The sequence below is a fragment of the Halomonas caseinilytica genome (genome assembly GCF_001662285.1).
GTDB lineage: Bacteria > Pseudomonadota > Gammaproteobacteria > Pseudomonadales > Halomonadaceae > Halomonas > Halomonas caseinilytica.
In genome coordinates, this window is record NZ_BDEO01000007.1 from 418,098 (window position 1) to 437,852 (window position 19,755).

Genomic DNA, 19,755 nt, shown 5'->3' on the forward strand with positions numbered 1-19,755 from the left:
CCCCGCAAGGGGGAGGGAAGTATGAAGGCCCGCAGGAACGAGCCTAGCAAGAGGCGCCGGGGACAGGTCGAAGAGGGGGTCCGATGCCATGGATGGCATCGGTAGCGCCCAAGGAAGGGGTCACAGCGCCCCCTCGTAGACCTGTCGACGGATCAGCCTTGAGCGGGCGGGGCCAACTAACGGCGGTTCTCGGCAACGAACGCCTGCACCGCGGAAAGCTCCGCCGGCAGTACCGTATAACGCTCCTCGCGCTCCAGCAGGTCTTCCATGTGCGGCGGCAAGGGCACGCCGGGGAAGCCGGCCTTGACTACCGCCTCGGCAAACTTGGCCGGGTGAGCCGTCGCCAGGGTGATCATCGGCACGCTCTCGTCGCCGCGCTCGCGCTCGGCGGCGCGGTAGCCGGTGGCCGTATGTGGGTCGAGGATCTCCTGGGTGCGCTGGTGCGCTTCGCGAATCACTTCCAGGATGGTTGCATCGTCGACGCTGTGACTGGCGAAACATTCGCGCAACCGCGACAGCGGCGCCTCGGCCAGGGCCGTCGGCTCGTCCTGGAAGCGCTCGAGCAGCTCGGCCACGGCCTTGCCATCACGCTGATAGGCTTCGAACAGCAGGCGCTCGAAGTTGGACGACACCACGATATCCATGGAGGGCGCCAGGGTGGCGACCAGATCGCGCTTGGAAAAGTCGTTGTCGGCGAGCGTGCGATGCAGGATGTCGTTGGCATTGGTGGCAATGACGAAACGCTCCACCGGCAGGCCCATGCGGTACGCCATGTAACCGGCAAAGACATTGCCGAAATTGGCCGACGGCACGCAGAAGCTGACCTTGCGATGCGGCGCGCCCAGCGCCACGGCGGAAGCCACGTAGTAGACGATCTGGGCCATGATGCGCGCCCAGTTGATCGAGTTCACCGCTACCAGCCGGGTGCCGTTCAGGAAGGACTGATCGGCGAAGCTCGCCTTGACCATCGCCTGGGCATCGTCGAAGTTGCCCTCGATGGCGATGTTGAAGACGTTGTCGGCCAGCACCGAGGTCATCTGGCGACGCTGTACCTCGGAGACCCGCTCATGGGGATGCAGGATGAAGATGTCCAGGTTGTCGCAATGGCGGCATCCCTCGATGGCCGCCGATCCGGTATCGCCGGAAGTAGCGCCCATGATGACCGCCCGCTCGCCGCGCTTGGCGAGGAAATGGTCCAGCAACCGCCCGAGCAGTTGCAGGGCCACGTCCTTGAACGCCAGGGTCGGGCCATGGAACAGTTCGAGCAGGTAGTGGTTGGCATCGAGCTGGTTGAGCGGCACCACGGCGTCATGGCTGAAGGTGCGGTAGGCATCACGGACGATGCCGCGGAAGGTCTCGTCATCAATCTCGCCGCCCACATAGGGTTTCATCACCCGAAAGGCGATCTCGGCGTAGGAGCACCCGGCCATGTCGGCCAGCTCCTCGTAGCTGAGCTGAGGCACCGTCTCGGGCACGTAGAGCCCGCCGTCGCTGGCCATGCCGGTCAGCACGACCTCCTCGAAGGAAAGCGCGGGCGCCTGCCCGCGGGTACTGATATAACGCATTGCTCGATTTCCTCGCTAGAAGGAAGAGCGCGGCTGCGCCGCTGGAAGCTGGAAGAGCGCCCGGACCTTGTCCGGGCTGGAAGAGAGAACAACGGCACAATGCGCCTGACGGAGGGTGCGACCCACGAATCCCGGTGCCGCAGCGCAAGGGGCTGTGCACCTTGCAGGGGGAAGAATGCCCTTGGTGCCCCAGTGGACTGGGCCAGTTTGGCGGTCTGCTTCCCTCGTTGCCGCGCCCCCTTCCCTCTTCTTTTCTTCTCTCTTCACGTCTTGGGTTATTCCTGCTCGTCGAGGCTCTCCACCCGGATTCGGGTCACCGAGCCGGCGATGTCGGCCATTGACTCGATGCGACGGATCGCTTCGTTCATGTGCTTCTCGCGAGTGCTGTGCGTCAACAGGATGATCGGCACCAGTTCGCCCTCGGTGGCTTCCTTCTGGATCAATGCCTCGATGGAGATCCCTTCTTCGGAGAGGATGGTCGCCACCCGAGCCAACACGCCAGGGCGATCCACCGCCAGCAGACGCAGGTAGTAGGCGGTATCGATCTCCTCCATGGGCATGATCTGCGGCTGATCATCGCCTTCGCCGATGCCGCTGAAGGCTAGATAGGGGACGCGATAGTGGTGATCGGTCGCGATGTCGCGCGCCACGTCGAGCACATCGGCAACCACCGCCGAGGCGGTCGGCTCGGCGCCGGCACCGGCGCCGTAGTAGAGCGTCGGCCCCACGGCGTCGCCCATCACGGCGATGGCGTTCTTCACACCGTGCACATTGGCCAGCAGCCGTTCCTTGGGAATCAGGGTCGGATGAACCCGCAGTTCGAGACCGGCGTCGGTGCGCTTGGAGATCCCCAGGTGCTTGATGACATAACCAAGATTGTCAGCCTGCTCGACGTCCTCGGCGGTGACCCGGGAGATACCCTCGGTGTAGGCCTTCTCGAACTGCAGGGGCACACCATAGGCGATGGACGCCAGGATGGTCAGCTTGTGAGCGGCATCGATGCCCTCGACATCGAAGGTCGGGTCGGCCTCGGCATATCCCAGCGCCTGCGCCTCGGCCAGCACATCCTCGAAGGCCCGGCCCTCGTCGCGCATGTGCGTGAGGATGTAGTTGCCGGTCCCGTTGATGATACCGGCCAGCCACTCGATGCGGTTGGCTCCCAGGCCCTCGCGCAGCGACTTGATGACCGGAATGCCACCGGCCACCGCGGCTTCGAAGGCCACGATCACGCCCTTCTCGTGGGCAGCCTGGAAGATCTCGTTGCCATGCACCGCGATCAGGGCCTTGTTGGCAGTGACCACGTGCTTGCCGTTATCGATGGCGGTCAGCACCAGCTCCCGGGCCACGTCATACCCGCCGATAAGCTCGACGACCACGTCGATATCGGGATTGGAGGCCAGCTCGAAGACATCCTGGGTGGTCTTGATACCGGTGATGTCGCACTCGGGGTTGGGGCTTCGATAGGCCACCTGTTCAATGACGATGGGCCGCCCCGCCCGACGGGCGATCTCGTCGGCGTTGCGTGTCAGCACGTTGAAGGTCCCGCCTCCGACAGTACCCAGGCCACAGATTCCCACTCTCACCGGTTTCAATGTCTTTCCCCTTGTTCTGACATGTGTCCAAGCGTGGCGGAGCGAACTCCGCCGCCGGCGCTCGACGGCGCGGCTCTATCAGTCTTTCAGCCCGAGCATGGCCGCCAGGCGTTCCGCCGGCACATAGCCGGGTACCAGGCGACCATCGGGCAGGATGATGGCCGGCGTGCCCTGCACACCGAGTTCCAACCCCAGATGATACTGTTCCTCGACCGGATTGTCGCAGGTTGCGTCACTTTCCAGCGACTCGTCACGGAAGGCGGCGGACAGTGCCTCGCTCGAGTTGTCGGCACACCATACCTCCTGCAGTTCCCGGGCACCGGGCGAATCCATGCCGCCCCGAGGGAAGGCCAGATAATCCACCTCGATGCCCAGCTCATTGATACGCGGCACTTCCTCATGGAGACGCTGACAATAGGGGCAAGTCGTGTCGGTGAACACCACGACCTTGGCCTGAGGCGTCTCGGTACCCCGGAAGGTCACGCGCTGGTCATCGGGAATGCCTTCCACCCGGCTGGCACGCTCGGTATTGCGCGCCTTCTCGGTCAGATTGACGAGCCCGGTATCGGCCTTCTCGTAAAGGTCTCCCACCAGGAAATAATTCCCCTCGGCGTTGGTATAGAAGGTCTCCCCGGTCTCCAGGCGCACCTCGTAGATATCCGCCATGGGGGTTTCCCGCACGTCCTTTACCGGCATGCGGTGGCCTGATACCTCAAGCGTCTCGAGGGCCTCAGGCACGTCGGCCCAGACCAGGGAAGGCAGTGTCAGGGTAGCGGCGAGCAGGCCGCCGGCCAGGGAGAGGGTCGATACTTTCATGATTCAGCCTCGGGGATGATGTTCGGCGTGCAGGGCCTCGAGCCGGACCTGCGCCACATGGGTATAGATCTGCGTGGTCGACAGGTCGCTGTGACCCAGCAGCAGCTGTACGACACGCAGATTGGCCCCATGATTCAACAAGTGGGTAGCGAAAGCATGTCGCAGGGTGTGTGGGGACAAGGAACGATCGATGCCAGCACTGCGGGCATGTGCCTTGATACGATACCAGAAGGCCTGGCGTGTCAGGCAGGCATCGCCTCGCCCCGGAAAGAGGGCCGGGCGCGTCACGTCACGCATCAGGGCGCCGCGAGCACCGCGCAGATAGCGCGAGAGCCAGTCCACGGCCTCTTCGCCGAGCGGTACCAGGCGCTCCTTGTCGCCCTTGCCACGCACTCTCACCACGCCCTGGCGGAGATTGAGCGCATCGGTGGTCAGGCCGACCAGTTCCGTGACCCGCAATCCAGCGCCATAAAGCACCTCGAGCATGGCACGGTCGCGCAGTCCCAGAGCGGTGTCGACATCCGGCGCCTCGAGCAGGCGCTCCACTTCGCTCTCCTCCAGCGTATTGGGCAGCGAAGGCGTCACCCTAGGCAGCCTGACCTCGGCGAGCGGATCATGCTCGATACGACCTTCGCTCAACGCCCAGTGGTAGAAGCGCCTGAGGCTGGAGAGCAGCCGCGCATTGCTGCGCAGCTTGTAGCCCGCTTCGCGACGTGCCTCCAGCCAGTCCGCCAGCGCCTTCGGCGGTGGTGCCAGCAGGGTGGCACCATGCTCGGCGAGTTGCGCCCGCCAGCTCTGCAAATCGTGACGGTAGGCCGCCAGGGTGTTGTCGCTGGCGCCCCGCTCCAGCCAGAGGCCATCGAGAAAGGCATCGATCAGGGCAGAGTCGTCGAGGTGGGGCGACATACCGTCAACTCCGCGCGTCCGCACCGCCGGTGCTCGTTCCACGACATGAAAAACCCCGCCCCGCAGGCGCGGTGACGGGGTCTCGCTGGACGCTAGCCATCGGCTGCGTCATGCCCGGTAGGCGGGCTTCAGGCCAGCTTTTCCTTGATGCGAGCAGACTTGCCGCTGCGCTCGCGGAGATAGTACAGCTTGGCCTGGCGAACATCGCCGCGGCGCTTGACACTGATGGAATCGACCAGCGGGCTGTAAGTCTGGAAGGTCCGCTCGACGCCGACACCGTGAGAGACCTTGCGCACGGTGAAGGCGGAGTTCAGACCGCGGTTGCGCTTGCCGATCACCACGCCTTCGAAGGCCTGGAGACGCTCGCGGTTACCTTCCTTGACCTGAACCTGGACCACCACGGTATCGCCCGGGGCGAATTCCGGCACGTCCTTGTTCATCTGCTCGGCTTCGAGCGCCTGGATCACCTTGTTCTTGCTGCTCATGACATTCAACTCCTCGATAACATTACGTGACTCGCCGGACCGGCAATGGATGGCCGGCGAATCGTGATCCCGGCGCTCGAGCGAGTCGAGGCACGGGAGCGTCGTTGGTGACACAGGTCCGCTGCCCGCATCGGGGCCGCGTCCTGCACCTCCGCCCTGCCCTAACGGGAGGACAGCGCGTATTCCTCGATGAACTCCTTGAGCAGCGCCTGCTGTTCGTCGTTCAACGTCCTGCCTTCCAGCAGGTCGGGACGTCTCAGCCAGGTCCGCCCCAGCGACTGCTTCAGGCGCCAGCGCCGTATGGCGCCATGATGGCCGCTGAGCAGCACGTCCGGCACCCGCCGCCCATCGACATCCTCGGGACGGGTATAGTGCGGGCAATCCAGCAGTCCGTCGTTGAAGGAGTCCTCGAGCGCGGAATCCTGATGCCCCAGTACACCGGGCACCAACCTTGCCGCTGCGTCGATCAGCACCATGGCCGGCAGCTCACCGCCACTGAGCACATAGTCGCCGATCGACCATTCCTCATCGATGTCGGCTTCCACCACCCGCTCATCGATGCCTTCATAGCGTCCGGCCACCACCACCAGGGGCGGGCCAGATGCCAGCTCCCGGGCGCCACGCTGATCGAGGCGGCGCCCCTGGGGTGACAGATAGATCACCCTCGGCCGCTGGCCGGTAGCAGCCTCTGCTTGCGAGCGGGCGTCATGAATGGCCGCACGCAGGGTGTCGACCTTCATCAGCATGCCCGGCCCGCCGCCATAGGGACGATCATCCACCGTGCGGTGCCGATCGGTGGCGTAGTCCCGGGGGTTCCAGAACGCCAGCTCGATATGCCCCTTGTCCACGGCCCGCCCCGTGACGCCCTGGCGCGTCAGCGCCTCGAACATCTCGGGAAACAGGGAGACGACACCGACCCACATCGCCGCGTCGCTCCGGCTCAAAACGCCGGATCCCAGTCGACGATCATCCGACCGGCCTCGAGATCCACCTCCCGGACGACCTCGTCGGGCAGAAAGGGCAGCAGGCGTTCGCGTGCGTCGACGCTCTCGCCTTCGCGTCCCCTGACGACCAGGACGTCATTGGCGCCTGTCTCGAAGAGGTACTCGACACGCCCCAGGGCCACGCCCTCGGTCGTGACGACGGAGAGGCCTTCCAGCTGGTACCAGTAGAACTCGTCGTCCCCGGACAGCTCGGGCAACTCGGCCGTGGGCAGCAGTATCTCGGCACCCGCCAGCGTCTCGGCTTGATCACGGCCGTCGACACCTTCGAGCCGGGCCACGAGGCCCTTGCCATGCCGACGTCCCTGGGACAGCCGGTAACGCGACTCGACGCCCCCATGGCGCAGCACCCACTCATCGTATTCGAGGATGCCTTCCATGGGACTGGTGTACGAATACACTCTCAGCCACCCCTTGACCCCGTACGGGCTGGTCAGCTTGCCCAGCACGACATGCTCGGGGGGCGACTCTCGCTCGGCTCGCGTCTTCATGGTCGACTCTGTATCGGACATGCGACCGTATCAGGCCCTTCAGGCCTGCTTGCGGGCTTCCTTGACCAGCTCGGCGACACGGTCGGAAAGCTGGGCGCCCTGTTCCTGCCAGTGGCTGATACGGTCCAGGTCGATGCGCAGACGCTCTTCCTGACCACGCGCCACCGGGTTGAAGAAGCCCAGACGCTCGATGAAACGACCATCACGCGGCTTGCGCGAGTCGGTCACGGCCAGATGATAGAAGGGACGCTTCTTGGCGCCACCACGTGCCAGACGAATGGTAACCATGCGTTGACTGTCCTTCGGTTGAGTTAAGGAGGTTGTCGATCGAAGGCTCACCCTTCGACAATCGGTTCAGCGGTGGGCTTTCGATCCCCACCACCGAGTCGTTCGGTCACGACGATGCCCGCGAATCGACGCGGACCTGCCAGTGAAGACGCGACATTCTACGGAAATCTCCCCGGCTTGGAAACCTTTTTGCACACACCCGGCTACGCTCAGCGCCAGGGCATGCCGCCGGGTCCGCCCATGCCGCCCGGGCCACCGGGGCCGCCTTGCCCCCCGCCCATCATGCCGGGCATGCCACGCATCATCTTCTGCATGCCACCTTTCTTGCCGGCCTTCTTCATCATCTTCTGCATCTGCTTGTGCTGCTTCAGCAGGCGATTCAGGTCGGGCACCTGGAGGCCGGCACCGGCGGCGATGCGACGCTTGCGTGACCCATTGATGATCTCGGGGCGGCGACGCTCCTTGGGCGTCATGGAGTTGATCAGCGCCTCGAGCTTGCCGAATTCCTTCTCGGGACCAGGCCCCTGGGCCATCTCGGCCATCTGCCCCATGCCGGGCAGCTTGCCGAGCAATCCGCCCATGCCGCCCATCTTCTTGAGCTGCTGCAACTGGTCGCGAAAATCCTCGAGGTCGAAGCCGTCGCCCTTCTTGACCTTCTTGGCCAGCTTCTCGGCCTTGCCCTTGTCGACGGTACGCTCGGCTTCCTCGATCAGCGACAGCACATCGCCCATGCCGAGAATCCGCGAAGCGACCCGGTCGGGGTGGAAGGGTTCCAGGGCGTCGACCTTCTCGCCGACCCCCATGAACTTGATCGGCTTGCCGGTGATGTGTCGCACCGACAGGGCCGCGCCGCCACGGGCATCGCCATCGGCCTTGGTGAGGATCACCCCGGTCAGCGGCAGTGCCTCATGGAACGCTTTGGCCGTATTGGCGGCATCCTGGCCAGTCATGGCATCGACCACGAACAGCGTCTCGTCCGGCGACACGGCACGGTTGAGGGACTGGATCTCCGCCATCATCGCCTCATCGATGGCCAGGCGACCGGCGGTGTCGACCAGTACCACGTCGTGGAACTGAATCTTGGCGTGCTTGATGGCCGCCTCGGCGATGTCCACCGGCTGCTGGTCGCTGCTCGACGGGAAGAAGTCGACCTCGACCTCCTTGGCCAGCGTCTCGAGCTGGTCGATGGCCGCCGGGCGATAGACGTCCGCCGACACCACCAGCACCTTCTTCTTTTCGCGCTCGCGCAGGTAGCGCGCCAGCTTGGCCACCGAGGTGGTCTTGCCCGCCCCCTGCAGGCCGGCCATCAGCACTACGGCCGGCGTTCCCTTGAGGGCCAGCCCTTCGTTGGCCTCGCCCATGATCGCCTCGAGCTCCTGCTGGACGATCTTGACGAACTGCTGGCCGGGCGAGAGGCTCTTCGACACCTCCTGACCCACGGCGCGCTCGCGCACACGGTCGATGAACGCCTTCACCACCGGCAGCGCGACATCGGCCTCGAGCAGAGCCCGGCGCACTTCCCGCAGGGTGTCCTTGACGTTGTCTTCGGTCAGGCGCGCCTGACCCTTGATGGACTTGAGCGTCTGGGATAGACGATCACTGAGATTCTGGAACATGGGCCTCTCCGCTGACGATGGCCTGGGAAGCCGCGACTTCCCCGCAATGGCCAAAAATTATACGCCTTGTGACCACGAGTCTCCACGAGTGGCTACCATCATCTTTCGTTCGCGGCTGTCAGGCATCGGGACGATTCGGTATAGTAATCGTTCCATTTCATGTCACCAGGCGCTGGCGAAGGCGCACGGATAGCATCGATGCACGCGCTCCCACTTGCCGTCATGGCCTTCATCCTCTACGTTGCGGCCGCTTCCTGGCAGGGCCTTACCCTGGCTCGACGGGTGCCCCCGCGCACCGCACTGGTGCGCAGCTTCGGCCTGCTGGGGCTGCTTTGCCACCTGCCACTCGCCATCGGCCTGCTCGACCAGGGCGACTCCATGCTGCCCGGCCTGTCCACCAGCGCGGTGTTGGCCAGCGGCCTGGCGGTACTGACGCTGCTGGTAGTCAGCCTGTTCAAACCGGTCCTCAATGTGGCCGCCGGCCTCTTCCCGCTGGCCGGCCTCACTCTGCTGCTGGCCATCGGCCTGCCCAGCCCCGAACGTCATCCCGGCATGACGCCGGGCATTGCCCTGCATGCCCTGAGTTCGGCGTTGGCCTTCGCCTTCCTGGCGATCGCCGCCTTCCAGGCGATCCTGCTTGGTGTGCAGAATCAGGCGCTGCGCCACCACCACATCCGTGGCGTGGTCCAGTCACTGCCGCCTCTGACCAGCATGGAGCGCATCCTGTTCGAGCTGATCTGGGCCGGCATGGTCCTGCTGAGCCTGGCGATCGCCAGCGGCTTCGTGTTCGTCGAGGACATGTTCGCCCAGCACCTGGTGCACAAGACGGTACTCTCATTGCTGGCCTGGGTGATCTTCGCCATCCTGCTGGCCTGCCATCACTGGCTGGGGTGGCGCGGCATGCGTGCCGTCCGCTGGACCCTGGTCGGCTATCTGATGCTGCTGCTGGCCTACTTCGGCAGCAAGTTCGTTCTCGAGGTATTGCTGACCCGGGGCTGAGTTGCCTTGACAGTGCCCGGCCCAGTCCCTACAACTCGAGCCTGACCCTTGATTGAGGACCCTTAGACTTGAACGACGATTTCCCTTTGGGATTGCTGTTCAGCCTACTGTTGCTGCTCATCTGCCTTTCCGCCTTCTTCTCAAGCTCCGAGACCGGCATGATGTCGATCAACCGCTATCGCCTGAGCCATCGGGCCGGTAGTGGCGAAGGGCGCGCGCAGCGCGTGATGCGCCTGCTCGGCCGCCCCGACCGCCTGATCGGCGTCATCCTGATCGGCAACAACTTCGTCAACAACCTGGCGGCTTCTATCGCCACCATCATCGCTATCCATTTCTTCGGCGATGTCACGGGGCCCGCGGTCGCCACCACCCTGCTGACCATCACGATCCTGATCTTCGCCGAGGTCACCCCCAAGACCTACGCCGCGGTGAAGCCTGACCGCATCGCCTATCCGGCGTCGCTGATCCTCGAACCGCTGCTCAAGCTGCTCTATCCGCTGGTCTGGCTGGTCAACGTCATTTCCAATGGCCTGCTGCGCCTGCTCGGCGTGAAGAACATCGAAGGCGACGGCGACAACCTGACCCGTGACGAGCTGCGCACCGTGGTCCATGAAGCAGGGCCGCTGATTCCTCGCCGCCACCAGGCCATGCTGGTCTCGATCCTCGATCTCGAGAATGTCACGGTCAATGACATCATGGTGCCCCGCCACGAAGTCTCGGGCATCGACCTTGATGACGACCTGGACGACATCCTCGCCCAGATACGCACTAGCCAGCACACCCGACTGCCGGTCTTCAAGGGCGACATCAACAACATCATCGGCATGCTGCACCTGCGCAATGCGGCACGCTTCCTGTCGCGCGGCGAGGTGACCAAGGCGGCCATCGTGCAGGAAGCCCGGGAGCCTTACTTCATTCCGGAGTCGACCCCGTTGCACACCCAGTTGCTCAATTTCCAGAAGCAGAAGCGGCGCATCGGCATCGTGGTCGACGAGTACGGCGACGTGGAAGGACTGGTGACCCTGGAGGACATTCTCGAGGAGATCGTCGGCGAGTTCACCACTGACGTGGCCAGCCAGGATCAAGACATCCATCCCCAGGAAGACGGCAGCCACGTCATCGACGGCACCGCCAACATCCGGGATATCAACAAGTCGCTGGGCTGGCAGCTCCCCACCGACGGCCCCAAGACCCTCAATGGCTTGATCCTGGAGTACCTGGAATCCTTCCCCGAGGGGCCAGTCTGCCTGGAGATCGGCCCGGTACGCATGGAGATCCTCGAGGTTCGCGACAACCTGATCACCGCGGCACGCTGCTGGCAGGCGGTACGCCGCGCCGTCGTCGCCACGAGCTAGGCGCGCCGCCCGCTCTCCACCCAGGCATCCGCCTCCGCCTTGAGTGCCCGCACTCGGGCTTCGAGGCGGTCGAGTTCGGCTTCCTCGGGAGGCACCGGCTCGCCGAAATAGAGCGCGACCCTCGCCCGGAAACGGCGTGGCCACTTGCTCAACGCCGGACCACCGCAATGCGAGGTCCAGGAGCCCCACAAGCCGGCCAGGCCGGCCGGCACCACGGGCACCGCGTCCCGGGCCAGGATCAACTCCAGGCCTCGCCGGAATGGCTGGATATCGCCGTTGGGGGTCAAGCGCCCCTCGGGGAAAAGCATCACTACCTCACCGTCGCGCAGGGCCTGGCTGACCTGATCGAGGGCACGCCGCAAACCGCCCGGGTCGCGGCGATCGGAATCGACGGGGATGGCGCCCACCAGCCGGAACAGCCAGTTCAGCCAACGGGATTCGTAGATGGGGCGATCCATCATGAAGCGCAACGGCCGCGGACTGGCCCCACCGATCACCAGGGCATCCACGAAACCGACATGATTGCAGACGACCAGAGCAGGGCCATGAGCCGGAATATGGCGACGCCCCTGGAAGCGCATGCGATACATCAGGTGCACCGTCATGAACACCATCCGTCGGATCAAGGTGCGCGGCGAGCGGGCTATCCACCAGAGCAGCGCCGCCAGAGCCAGCAGCGGCGCGCCCCATGTCGTCAGAGGCGTCACGGCGATTCGGGAGGCGTCTTCAGGCCAGCCAGCATGGTGGTCGACAACTGATCGAGCAACTCCTCGACTTCCAGCGGCTCGCTCTGCCAATAGCCGAGGCGCTCGTTGAGCCCGAGCTGCACCAGGCCATGCACGCTGCCCCACAGCGTGCGGCCCAGACGGCGCGCCTGCATGTCGTCCAGTGCCGGCTGGTGTTCCTTCAGCGTGTTTTCCACACGCAGGAACAACGCCTCGATCATGTCGCTCTGACGACGATCCAGTTCGCCTTCCTGGGCCAGCGGGTAGTCGAACAGCAACTGCCAGCGATAGGGATCCCGACGCGCGAATTCCCAGTAGGCCAGCGCCAGCGCCTTGAGGCGCTGCTCCGGTGAGCCTTCCTCGAGGAGGGGGTCGATGGCAACGCGCAAGCGCCCCAAGGTCTCGATGTTGACGTGCTGCAAGAGGTTGTTGAAGCTGCCGTAGAGCTTTAGCAGCGTGCTCGGCGCACAGCCGACCTCGCGGGCCAGGGAGCGCAGCGACAGCGTATGCACCGGATGCTCCTTAAGCCAGGCGTCACAGGCCGCCATGACCTGGGCATGGAGCGTCTCGGGGGCATGCTGTCTGGGTCGAGCCATCGGCTTCCTCGCGGGGTATGGAAAGGACAGCGAGTCGCGCCAGCCATGCCATCGAGCATGACAGGAAGCGAACACTGTTTCCAATAGCATATCGTCCTTGTCGCGCAACGCAAGCCCGGTGACGACAGTCGCTTTTCTCGCCCCCGTGTCTTGGTTACCCTGTCGCACCACATCCCGGAGGTCCCATGGCCGGCCGACTCTACATTCCGCCCCTCGCTCTCGACCGCCTGCTGCCGGATCTGGCCGTGGACGAGACGCCGCTCACGGGCACCAACCTCGCCCCTCGACAACCGCTTCCCCTGATTCGCCTGGAGGCGGGGCGCCCCCGGCTCGGCCGGGCCTTCTGGGGCTTGACGCCACCCTGGCTCAAGGTGCTCGACCACGCCCCTCATTGCGCGCGGGCGGAATCACTGGAATCGCGCGCCATGTTTCGCGACGCCTTCGCGGCCCGACGCTGCCTGGTGCCGGTCGGCGGCGTCTACGTGTGGCGTCCCATGCCTCGGGCCAAGCAACCTTACCTGGTCACCCGGGTCGATCGTGGTCCTCTGTTGCTGGCCGGCCTGTGGTGCCGCTTTCACACCACCCTCACCGAATACAACGACTCCCTGGCACTGATCACGGTCCCCAGCCCTTCCCTGCTCTCTCCGCTGAGCGACAGGTTACCGGCAGTGATCGAGCCCGACGACGCCATCCCCTGGCTCGACCCGCAAACACCGACTGCCGATGCCCGCCAGCGCCTGATGCCGGCAGACGAGGAACTGTTGGGCGCTTTTCCTGTATCAAGAGGGGTGAATGATCCCGGCAACCAGGAAGCCTCCTGCGCCTACCCCATCGGCCCCATGCTACGCAGGAATCCCGAACAGGAGACACGATGATCCGACCATCACGCCCATGCCTGGCCGCTTCGCTGGCACTGGCCATGCTGCTGCCCGGCACCAGCATCGCCCAGCAGGCGACCCACGATACCGAACAGGTCACCACGCCCCGCGTCAGCCCCCACGACGAGCGAGACTACCGCGTCCTGACCCTGGACAACGGGCTCACCGCCCTGCTGGTCAGCGACAGCGAGGCCGACAAGGCCGCCGCCTCACTGAACGTGGACGTAGGTAGTGCCCAGGATCCCGATGACCTGCCCGGCCTGGCTCATTACCTCGAGCACATGCTGTTCCTGGGCACCGAAAGCTATCCGGAAGCCGACGCCTACCAAAGCTACCTGACGCGCCACGGCGGTCAGCACAATGCCTTCACGGCGTCCCAGGACACCAATTATTTCTTCTCCATCGAGCCCGATGCCCTGTCCGGCGCCCTGGATCGCTTCAGCCGCTTCTTCGTCAATCCGCTGTTCAATGCCGACCGGCTGGAGAACGAGCGCAAGGTCGTCCATTCGGAATACATCGCCCGCAAGCGCAACGAAGGACGCCGTCGCAACGACGTGCTCAATCAACTGCTCAATCCCGAGCACCCCACCACCGGTTTTTCGGTGGGCAGCCTGGAGACCCTGGCCGACAGGCCCGAAGGCGAGCCCGGCCTGCGCGAGCGCATCCAGCACTTCTACCGCGATCACTATGGCGCCCATGTCATGCACTTGTCCGTGGTCGCGCCGCAGCCTCTGGACGAACTGGAAACGCTGGTACGCGAGAACTTCAGCGACGTGCCCGACCGGGGCCTGTCGCGCCCGATCATCGAGACACCACTCGCCGACGCGTCGCGCCTGCCCGCGGCAGCCAGGCTCAAGTCGCTGCGTGACAGCCGCCAACTGAGCTTCTATTTCCCGGTCCCCGACCCGATCACCGATTATCGCCACAAGTCGGCCAGCTATCTGGCCAGCTTGCTCGGCCACGAAGGCAATGGCAGCCTGCTCGCCATATTGCGCGATGCCGGCTGGGCCGACGGACTCTCCGCCGGCGTGACCCGCGGCGATGGCCAGCACGCTCTGTTCCAGGTGGACATCAGCCTGACGCCGGAAGGCTCGCGACACATCCAGCGCATCCAGGCCAGCCTGTTTGCCGCGATCCGCGCCATCCGGGACAACGGCGTCGAGGCATGGCGCTACGACGAACAGGCCCGGCTCGCCGAACAGGCATTCCGCTTCCAGCAGCACGGCTCCGCCCTGGACGATGCCATGCGGCTGTCGATGAACCTTTCTCGCTATCCCGTCGAGGACGTCAATTACGCCCCCTACCGCATGGACGGCTTCGATGCCTCGGGCATCGATACCTGGTTGTCGGCACTGCGTCCGGACAACATGCTGAGACTCTACAGCGGCCCCGAGGTGGAAGGAGAGCGTACCTCGCCCTGGTTCGACACTCCCTGGACCCCGGTCGCCCTCGAAGACGACAGCGCCCAGCCTCTGGCAGGCTTGTCGCTGCCCGAGCCCAACCCCTACATCGCCGAGGATCTCGAACTGTTCGACGGCCAACAGGACGAGCAGCCCCGGAAACGCCTCGACGAGCCGGGCTTCGAGTTCTGGCACATGCGCGATGCCAGCTTCGACACCCCCAAGGTCGAGTGGCGCTTCAGTCTTCAGCACCCCGACGCCAGCCATGACGCCCGCAAGGCCGCCCTGTCCCGGCTGCTCGCCGGCTGGCTGCAGGACAGCCTCAACGAAGCACTCTACCCCGCACGCCTGGCCGGACACGGCTTCGAAGCCTATGCACACGCCCGGGGCATCACGCTGTCGTTTTCCGGCTGGCGGGATCGCCAGGACCGGCTGATCGAGCGCGTGCTGGAACAATTGCACGACGGCAAGATCGAGCCCGACAGCGTCGAACGGGTTCGCGAACGCCTGCGTCGAGGCTGGCGCAACGCGCCTCAGGACGACCTCTACCGACAGGCCGGCCGCACCCTGACCGAAGCCCTGATTCGCCCGCAGTGGTCCCCCGAGGCGCTGCTCGCGGCCAGCGAGGACCTGGATGCCCAGGCACTGCGCGACTTCCGCGAGGCCTTCCTCGACGAGCTGCATCTCGAGGCCATGGCTGTCGGCGACCTGGACGCCGAGCAGGCAGAACAGCAGGCGCGCCGCGTCGCCGAGGACCTGCGACCACAGCTCTCCCACGACGCGATTCCCGAACTGGAGACCTTGCGCGCCAGCAAGTCGCTTCCCGCATTGAAGCCCGACACCGAACGTGAAGAATTCCTGGTCATGCGCTACCTGCAGGGGGCGGACCGCGAGCTGTCGACACAAGCCAGGCTCTCGGTGCTGGGACGGCTTCTCGAGACCCCCTTCTACCAGCAGCTACGCACCGAGCAGCAGCTGGGCTACGTGGTCAACGCCGGCTATCGGCCACTGCTCGATGCCCCGGGCATCGCCTTTCTGGTGCAATCGCCAGACACGCCAAGCCAAACCATCCAGGAACGCATCGATGCCTTCATCGACGGCTTCAACACACGCCTCGACGGCCTGAAGGCCAGCGACCTGGCCCCCTATCGCCAGGCGGTACGCGACGACCTGCTGCAGCGCGACACCAGCCTGGCGGGCCGTACCAATCGCCTGTGGCAGGCGCTGGCCCTTGAGGACACCGGGTTCGACCACCGGCAGCGACTCGCCGAACGCGTGATGGAGGTGACGCCCGACGCGCTTCGCGAGACCTGGCGCGACCTGACGCAAGGGCCCACGGTCAATATCACCCACGACCCGGGCGACAGCGCCAGCGACGTGCTGTCCCTCAAGGCGGAACTGACGCCACTGCCGAAACAGGAACACTGACATAGCATGCCGCAAGGCGGCGCTGATGCATGTGTTCCATAACGGACATCGCCCGGCACAGGCCGGGCGATGTCGTCTCGAGGCGGGCTCACCTAGCGGCGGTCACTGTCATTCGCCGAAGGCCTGGGCCGGCATGATCGCTTCCACGTGCATCACCAGTTCCTCGAGGATCTGACGCTCTCGATCCGTCAGCGCCACCTGGTTGAGCCGCTCGATCTCCCGCGCGAATTCGGGCAGCGTGAAGCCGGCAACCGTCGCATCGTTCATGCGCTCCCAACGAAATGTCTCCCAGCGCGACTGCTCCTCGCCGGTCAGGGTATCCGGGTAGCTGCGGGCCCGGTAGCGGAACAGCATTTCCTCGAGCCGGGGATCCTGAAAGGCGAAGCTCGCGCCGACCAGATCCCAGGGATCGCTGTCGCGGACCCGCTGCATCTGCTGGCGATCGGATGGCGAGAAGAAGCCGCCGGCGTAGAGCATCAGGTCGGGATCCTGAGGTGTCTCCGGGGGCGGCCCGGCGAACACCTCGGCAACTCGAGCCGAGACATCCGGGTTCGCCGCCAGCAGCTTCCAGTGGCGTCGGCAGGAGGCCACATCCACGCCGAGGCGTTCGACGATCTCGCCATACTCGCCCCGATGCGGCCCGCTGGCATCCTTGAGCGCATTGGCAGGCAGGATCACCGGACACTTGTTGAGATGGATGACCTTGAGCGGAATGCGCGACTCGCCCTCGGCCAGATCATCATTGCTGACGAAGACCCGCTCGCGAATCTGCTGTGCATCCATCGACAGCAGAGGTTCGGGGTCCACGGCGAGATCATAGACGATGACCCCGTTGGGGTTGGTCGGGTGCTCCGCCAATGGCATTACCAGAGCACTGCACCCCCGGCTCGCCGGATAACGGCGCGAAATGTGCAGGACCGGCTTGCGCGATGCCACATCGATGGCCTGACCCACCGCACGCTTGCCGCGCATGGCCAGCAAGTGATCGAACAGGTTGGCATTGCTGCGTCGCAAGAGTCGCGCCAGTTCGATGGTCGCCCGAACATCGGCCAGGGCATCGTGCGCTCCCGCATGCTCGATGCCGTTGGCCGCCGTCAGATCCTCGAGCTTGAAGCTCGGCGAGCCATCGTCGCGAGTCGGCCAGACGATGCCATCGGGTCGCAGGGCATGAAAGGCGCGCACCACATCGATCAGGTCCCAGCGGGAATTGCCGTTCTGCCACTCCCGGGCATAGGGATCGATCAGGTTGCGGTAGAAGAGATGACGCCCCACTTCGTCATCGAAGCGCAGGTTGTTGTAACCCAGTGCGCAGGTACCCGGCTCGCTCATCGCGGCCTGGATCCGCCCGGCGAACTCGGCCTCGGGAAGACCGCGCCGCTTGGCCTGTTGCGGCGTGATGCCGGTGATCAGGCAAGCCTGGGGGTGCGGCAGATAGTCGTCGGCCGGCTTGCAGAACAGCTCGACGGGCTCGCCGATCTCGTTGAAATCGGCATCGGTGCGAATGGCGGCGAACTGTGACGGCCGATCACGACGCGGGTCGGCCCCGAACGTCTCGTAATCGTGCCACAGGAAGGTCAGCGGGGCGGCTTTCTTCTGCGCCATGGGCGATGCACTCCGAGTGGGCTGGGACATGAAGCCACAGCCTAGCACAGCCCCGCCGGCGGCTCAGCCGCCATCTCACGCTCTGGGAAGCGTGACGTTCAGCTCCAGCACGGAGCAGTTGTCCTCGCTGTCCAGATTGATATTGATGGCATCATCCTCGACCTGGACATAGCGGCGGATCACTTCCAGCAACTCCTTCTCGAGCATCGGCATGTAATCCGGTTGCCCCCGCTGGCTGCGCTGGTGGGCAACGATGATCTGCAGCCGCTCCTTGGCGACGGAGGCGGACTGCTTGCGCTCGCGCTTCAGGAAATCGAGTAGCTTCACCGGCGGCCTCCTCCGAACATGCGGCTCAACAGACTCTTCTTCTGGTATTCATGAAAACGCAGGGGAACCTCCTCGCCGAGCAACCGGGAAACCGTGTCGGCATAGGCCTGACCGGCATCGCTGGCATCGTCGTGGGTGACCGGAACGCCCTGGTTGGAGGCCCGCAGCACCGCTTCGGACTCCGGAATCAAGCCCACCAGATTGATGGCCAGGATCTCGCGAATGTCCTCGAGATTGAGCATATCGCCTCGATCCACACGATTCGGATTATAGCGGGTGATCAGCAGGTGTTCCTTGATCGGGTCATCGCCACGCTCGGCACGACGCGTCTTGGAGGACAGCAGGCCAAGGATGCGATCGGAATCGCGCACCGAGGACACCTCGGGATTGGTGACCACGATCGCCTCGTCGGCGAAGTACATGGCCAGCTGCGCTCCACGCTCGATGCCGGCGGGAGAATCGCAGATGATGTAATCGAAATCCTTGTTCAGGGTCTCGAGCACCTGCTCCACGCCTTCCAGGGTCAGCGCGTCCTTGTCCCGCGTCTGGGAGGCCGGCATGATATGCAGGTTGTCGATCCGCTTGTCGCGGATCAAGGCCTGATTGAGTCCCGCCTCGCCTTGAATGACGTTGACCAGGTCATAGACCACACGACGTTCGCAGCCCATGACCAGGTCGAGATTCCGCAATCCGACGTCGAAGTCGATCACCACGGTCTTCTGCCCGCGCAGGGCCAGGCCCGTGGCGACGGCAGCTGCACTGGTTGTCTTGCCGACCCCACCCTTGCCGGAGGTCACAACGATGATCTTTGCCAAGTGTCACATCCTGTTTGTCATGTTGGGAGAAAGGGCGGCGCCACGCGCCACCGAATCGTCGTTGTGTGGCCGTGTCAGTCCAACGGCGTGATACTCAGTTGCGCCTCGCTCAGGCGCACCTGGATCGCGGTACCCAGCAGGCGCGGATCGATATCCTCGAGCCGCTTGTAATTGCCGGCCACGGACAGCAGCTCGGCGCGCAGCTCGCGGCAGAAGATGCCGGCCTGGGTGTTACCGTGGATACCGGCCAGGGCGCGACCGCGCAGAGGCCCGTAGACATGCACGCTGCCACCGGCCAGCACCTCGGCGCCGGCATTGACCGCGCCGACCACGACCAGATCGCCCTCGGGCGAGGTGATCTGCTGGCCCGAGCGCACCGTACCGCGAAAGATGCGGCCTCCCGCCATCTCATCGGCCACGGGGGGCGCGTCGTCCTCAGCATCAGGCACCGGTGCCTCGCTTACCGGCACGCTCTCCAGGGAACGAGGCCGATCCGCCTCCTGGGGCGGGAACCAGCCGAGCCCCAGGGCCCAGGCCGATTGCTTGACAGGATCCGGGCCGCCGCGCACGGCCACCGGCAGCAGCTTGTGGGCGCGGCATACCGCGCAGATCCGTTCGAGCGCCAGATGCGGCTCATCGAGGTGCTCGACGTTGAGCACCACCGGGGTATGATGGAAGAAGGCCGGAGATTGACTGAGCTTGCCAGCGAGTTGCTCGCGAATGTGCTCTGGATCGGCACTGGCCAACTCCATGACCGTCATCGGCAACATACCGCCCTTGAAGGTGAATGCCATGCCGTCTCTTTCCACTTTGAGACTCATTGCCGAACTCCACGTCGGGTGATGGTCGGGATACAGCTCCCAAGCTAAG

At 64.8% G+C, this 19,755-nt stretch carries 19 protein-coding genes; 4 read left to right on the forward strand and 15 right to left on the reverse strand.

Features of this window, described 5'->3' with window-relative positions; all coding sequences use genetic code 11:
- Positions 1-176 precede the first annotated feature (176 nt).
- The 9 genes from thrC to ffh form a co-directional block, all read right to left on the reverse strand.
- Complete coding sequence (gene thrC, locus HSDC_RS09595) at positions 177-1,565, reverse strand: threonine synthase (RefSeq protein WP_064699700.1); 1,389 nt, start codon at positions 1,563-1,565, stop codon at positions 177-179.
- Between the two features lie 275 nt (positions 1,566-1,840).
- On the reverse strand, positions 1,841-3,157 hold the full coding sequence (locus tag HSDC_RS09600) for a homoserine dehydrogenase (protein WP_064699701.1): 1,317 nt from the start codon (positions 3,155-3,157) through the stop codon (positions 1,841-1,843).
- Positions 3,158-3,235: 78 nt separating this feature from the next.
- The gene (locus HSDC_RS09605) at positions 3,236-3,973 is read right to left on the reverse strand and encodes a DsbC family protein (protein ID WP_064699702.1); all 738 of its coding nucleotides are present in this window, start codon (positions 3,971-3,973) and stop codon (positions 3,236-3,238) included.
- A gap of 3 nt (positions 3,974-3,976) precedes the next feature.
- Positions 3,977-4,879, reverse strand: coding sequence for a site-specific tyrosine recombinase XerD (gene xerD, locus HSDC_RS09610; protein WP_064699703.1), 903 nt, complete (start codon positions 4,877-4,879; stop codon positions 3,977-3,979).
- Positions 4,880-5,007: 128 nt separating this feature from the next.
- The gene (gene rplS / locus HSDC_RS09615) at positions 5,008-5,364 is read right to left on the reverse strand and encodes a 50S ribosomal protein L19 (protein WP_013333616.1); all 357 of its coding nucleotides are present in this window, start codon (positions 5,362-5,364) and stop codon (positions 5,008-5,010) included.
- Between the two features lie 161 nt (positions 5,365-5,525).
- Positions 5,526-6,287: a tRNA (guanosine(37)-N1)-methyltransferase TrmD gene (trmD, locus tag HSDC_RS09620; protein WP_064699704.1), complete on the reverse strand. Its 762-nt coding sequence runs from the start codon at positions 6,285-6,287 to the stop codon at positions 5,526-5,528.
- Between the two features lie 17 nt (positions 6,288-6,304).
- The gene (gene rimM / locus HSDC_RS09625) at positions 6,305-6,856 is read right to left on the reverse strand and encodes a ribosome maturation factor RimM (RefSeq protein WP_064699705.1); all 552 of its coding nucleotides are present in this window, start codon (positions 6,854-6,856) and stop codon (positions 6,305-6,307) included.
- A 39-nt stretch (positions 6,857-6,895) separates the two neighbouring features.
- Positions 6,896-7,144, reverse strand: a complete 249-nt coding sequence (rpsP, locus tag HSDC_RS09630; protein WP_064699706.1) for a 30S ribosomal protein S16 — start codon at positions 7,142-7,144, stop codon at positions 6,896-6,898.
- A gap of 209 nt (positions 7,145-7,353) precedes the next feature.
- On the reverse strand, positions 7,354-8,760 hold the full coding sequence (gene ffh, locus HSDC_RS09635; protein WP_064699707.1) for a signal recognition particle protein: 1,407 nt from the start codon (positions 8,758-8,760) through the stop codon (positions 7,354-7,356).
- A 198-nt stretch (positions 8,761-8,958) separates the two neighbouring features.
- On the opposite strand from ffh, the gene HSDC_RS09640 reads away from it, so the two are divergent.
- Both HSDC_RS09640 and HSDC_RS09645 read left to right on the forward strand, forming a co-directional pair.
- A complete protein-coding gene (locus HSDC_RS09640; protein ID WP_064699708.1) occupies positions 8,959-9,759 on the forward strand; it encodes a cytochrome C assembly family protein in 801 nt (266 codons plus the stop codon).
- Between the two features lie 68 nt (positions 9,760-9,827).
- The gene (locus HSDC_RS09645) at positions 9,828-11,114 is read left to right on the forward strand and encodes an HlyC/CorC family transporter (RefSeq protein ID WP_064699709.1); all 1,287 of its coding nucleotides are present in this window, start codon (positions 9,828-9,830) and stop codon (positions 11,112-11,114) included.
- Here HSDC_RS09645 and HSDC_RS09650 read toward each other — a convergent pair.
- Together HSDC_RS09650 and HSDC_RS09655 are read right to left on the reverse strand one after the other, a co-directional pair.
- Complete coding sequence (locus tag HSDC_RS09650) at positions 11,111-11,719, reverse strand: 1-acyl-sn-glycerol-3-phosphate acyltransferase (protein ID WP_425292850.1); 609 nt, start codon at positions 11,717-11,719, stop codon at positions 11,111-11,113. The genes HSDC_RS09645 and HSDC_RS09650 overlap by 4 nt on opposite strands.
- 98 nt (positions 11,720-11,817) lie before the next feature.
- Entirely contained in the window at positions 11,818-12,435 is a 618-nt protein-coding gene (locus tag HSDC_RS09655; RefSeq protein WP_064699710.1) for a TetR/AcrR family transcriptional regulator, read from the reverse strand.
- A gap of 185 nt (positions 12,436-12,620) precedes the next feature.
- On the opposite strand from HSDC_RS09655, the gene HSDC_RS09660 reads away from it, so the two are divergent.
- Both HSDC_RS09660 and HSDC_RS09665 read left to right on the forward strand, forming a co-directional pair.
- Positions 12,621-13,310: an SOS response-associated peptidase gene (locus HSDC_RS09660; RefSeq protein WP_064699711.1), complete on the forward strand. Its 690-nt coding sequence runs from the start codon at positions 12,621-12,623 to the stop codon at positions 13,308-13,310.
- Positions 13,307-16,141, forward strand: a complete 2,835-nt coding sequence (locus tag HSDC_RS09665; RefSeq protein WP_064699712.1) for an insulinase family protein — start codon at positions 13,307-13,309, stop codon at positions 16,139-16,141. Before HSDC_RS09660 ends, HSDC_RS09665 begins: the two co-directional genes overlap by 4 nt.
- Before the next feature lie 108 nt (positions 16,142-16,249).
- Here the strand turns inward: HSDC_RS09665 and sbcB are convergent, their stop codons facing one another.
- The 4 genes from sbcB to minC form a co-directional block, all read right to left on the reverse strand.
- On the reverse strand, positions 16,250-17,743 hold the full coding sequence (sbcB, locus tag HSDC_RS09670) for an exodeoxyribonuclease I (RefSeq protein WP_064699713.1): 1,494 nt from the start codon (positions 17,741-17,743) through the stop codon (positions 16,250-16,252).
- 75 nt (positions 17,744-17,818) lie between these two features.
- The gene (gene minE, locus HSDC_RS09675; RefSeq protein ID WP_064699714.1) at positions 17,819-18,070 is read right to left on the reverse strand and encodes a cell division topological specificity factor MinE; all 252 of its coding nucleotides are present in this window, start codon (positions 18,068-18,070) and stop codon (positions 17,819-17,821) included.
- Positions 18,067-18,885 (reverse strand): septum site-determining protein MinD, encoded by an 819-nt coding sequence (gene minD, locus HSDC_RS09680; protein ID WP_064699715.1) that lies wholly within the window; start codon positions 18,883-18,885, stop codon positions 18,067-18,069. Before minD ends, minE begins: the two co-directional genes overlap by 4 nt.
- 74 nt (positions 18,886-18,959) lie before the next feature.
- A complete protein-coding gene (minC, locus tag HSDC_RS09685; RefSeq protein WP_064699716.1) occupies positions 18,960-19,706 on the reverse strand; it encodes a septum site-determining protein MinC in 747 nt (248 codons plus the stop codon).
- Positions 19,707-19,755: the final 49 nt, after the last annotated feature.

Bases quoted from the DNA above. Each gene is read 5' to 3' on its own strand.
- thrC (WP_064699700.1), bottom strand. From the start codon at position 1,565: ATGCGTTATATCAGTACCCGCGGGCAGGCGCCCGCGCTTTCCTTCGAG.
- HSDC_RS09605 (WP_064699702.1), bottom strand. From the start codon at position 3,973: ATGAAAGTATCGACCCTCTCCCTGGCCGGCGGCCTGCTCGCCGCTACC.
- xerD (WP_064699703.1), bottom strand. From the start codon at position 4,879: ATGTCGCCCCACCTCGACGACTCTGCCCTGATCGATGCCTTTCTCGAT.
- rplS (WP_013333616.1), bottom strand. From the start codon at position 5,364: ATGAGCAGCAAGAACAAGGTGATCCAGGCGCTCGAAGCCGAGCAGATG.
- trmD (WP_064699704.1), bottom strand. From the start codon at position 6,287: ATGTGGGTCGGTGTCGTCTCCCTGTTTCCCGAGATGTTCGAGGCGCTG.
- rimM (WP_064699705.1), bottom strand. From the start codon at position 6,856: ATGAAGACGCGAGCCGAGCGAGAGTCGCCCCCCGAGCATGTCGTGCTG.
- rpsP (WP_064699706.1), bottom strand. From the start codon at position 7,144: ATGGTTACCATTCGTCTGGCACGTGGTGGCGCCAAGAAGCGTCCCTTC.
- ffh (WP_064699707.1), bottom strand. From the start codon at position 8,760: ATGTTCCAGAATCTCAGTGATCGTCTATCCCAGACGCTCAAGTCCATC.
- HSDC_RS09640 (WP_064699708.1), top strand. From the start codon at position 8,959: ATGCACGCGCTCCCACTTGCCGTCATGGCCTTCATCCTCTACGTTGCG.
- HSDC_RS09650 (WP_425292850.1), bottom strand. From the start codon at position 11,719: ATGACGGTGCACCTGATGTATCGCATGCGCTTCCAGGGGCGTCGCCAT.
- HSDC_RS09655 (WP_064699710.1), bottom strand. From the start codon at position 12,435: ATGGCTCGACCCAGACAGCATGCCCCCGAGACGCTCCATGCCCAGGTC.
- HSDC_RS09660 (WP_064699711.1), top strand. From the start codon at position 12,621: ATGGCCGGCCGACTCTACATTCCGCCCCTCGCTCTCGACCGCCTGCTG.
- HSDC_RS09665 (WP_064699712.1), top strand. From the start codon at position 13,307: ATGATCCGACCATCACGCCCATGCCTGGCCGCTTCGCTGGCACTGGCC.
- sbcB (WP_064699713.1), bottom strand. From the start codon at position 17,743: ATGGCGCAGAAGAAAGCCGCCCCGCTGACCTTCCTGTGGCACGATTAC.
- minC (WP_064699716.1), bottom strand. From the start codon at position 19,706: ATGAGTCTCAAAGTGGAAAGAGACGGCATGGCATTCACCTTCAAGGGC.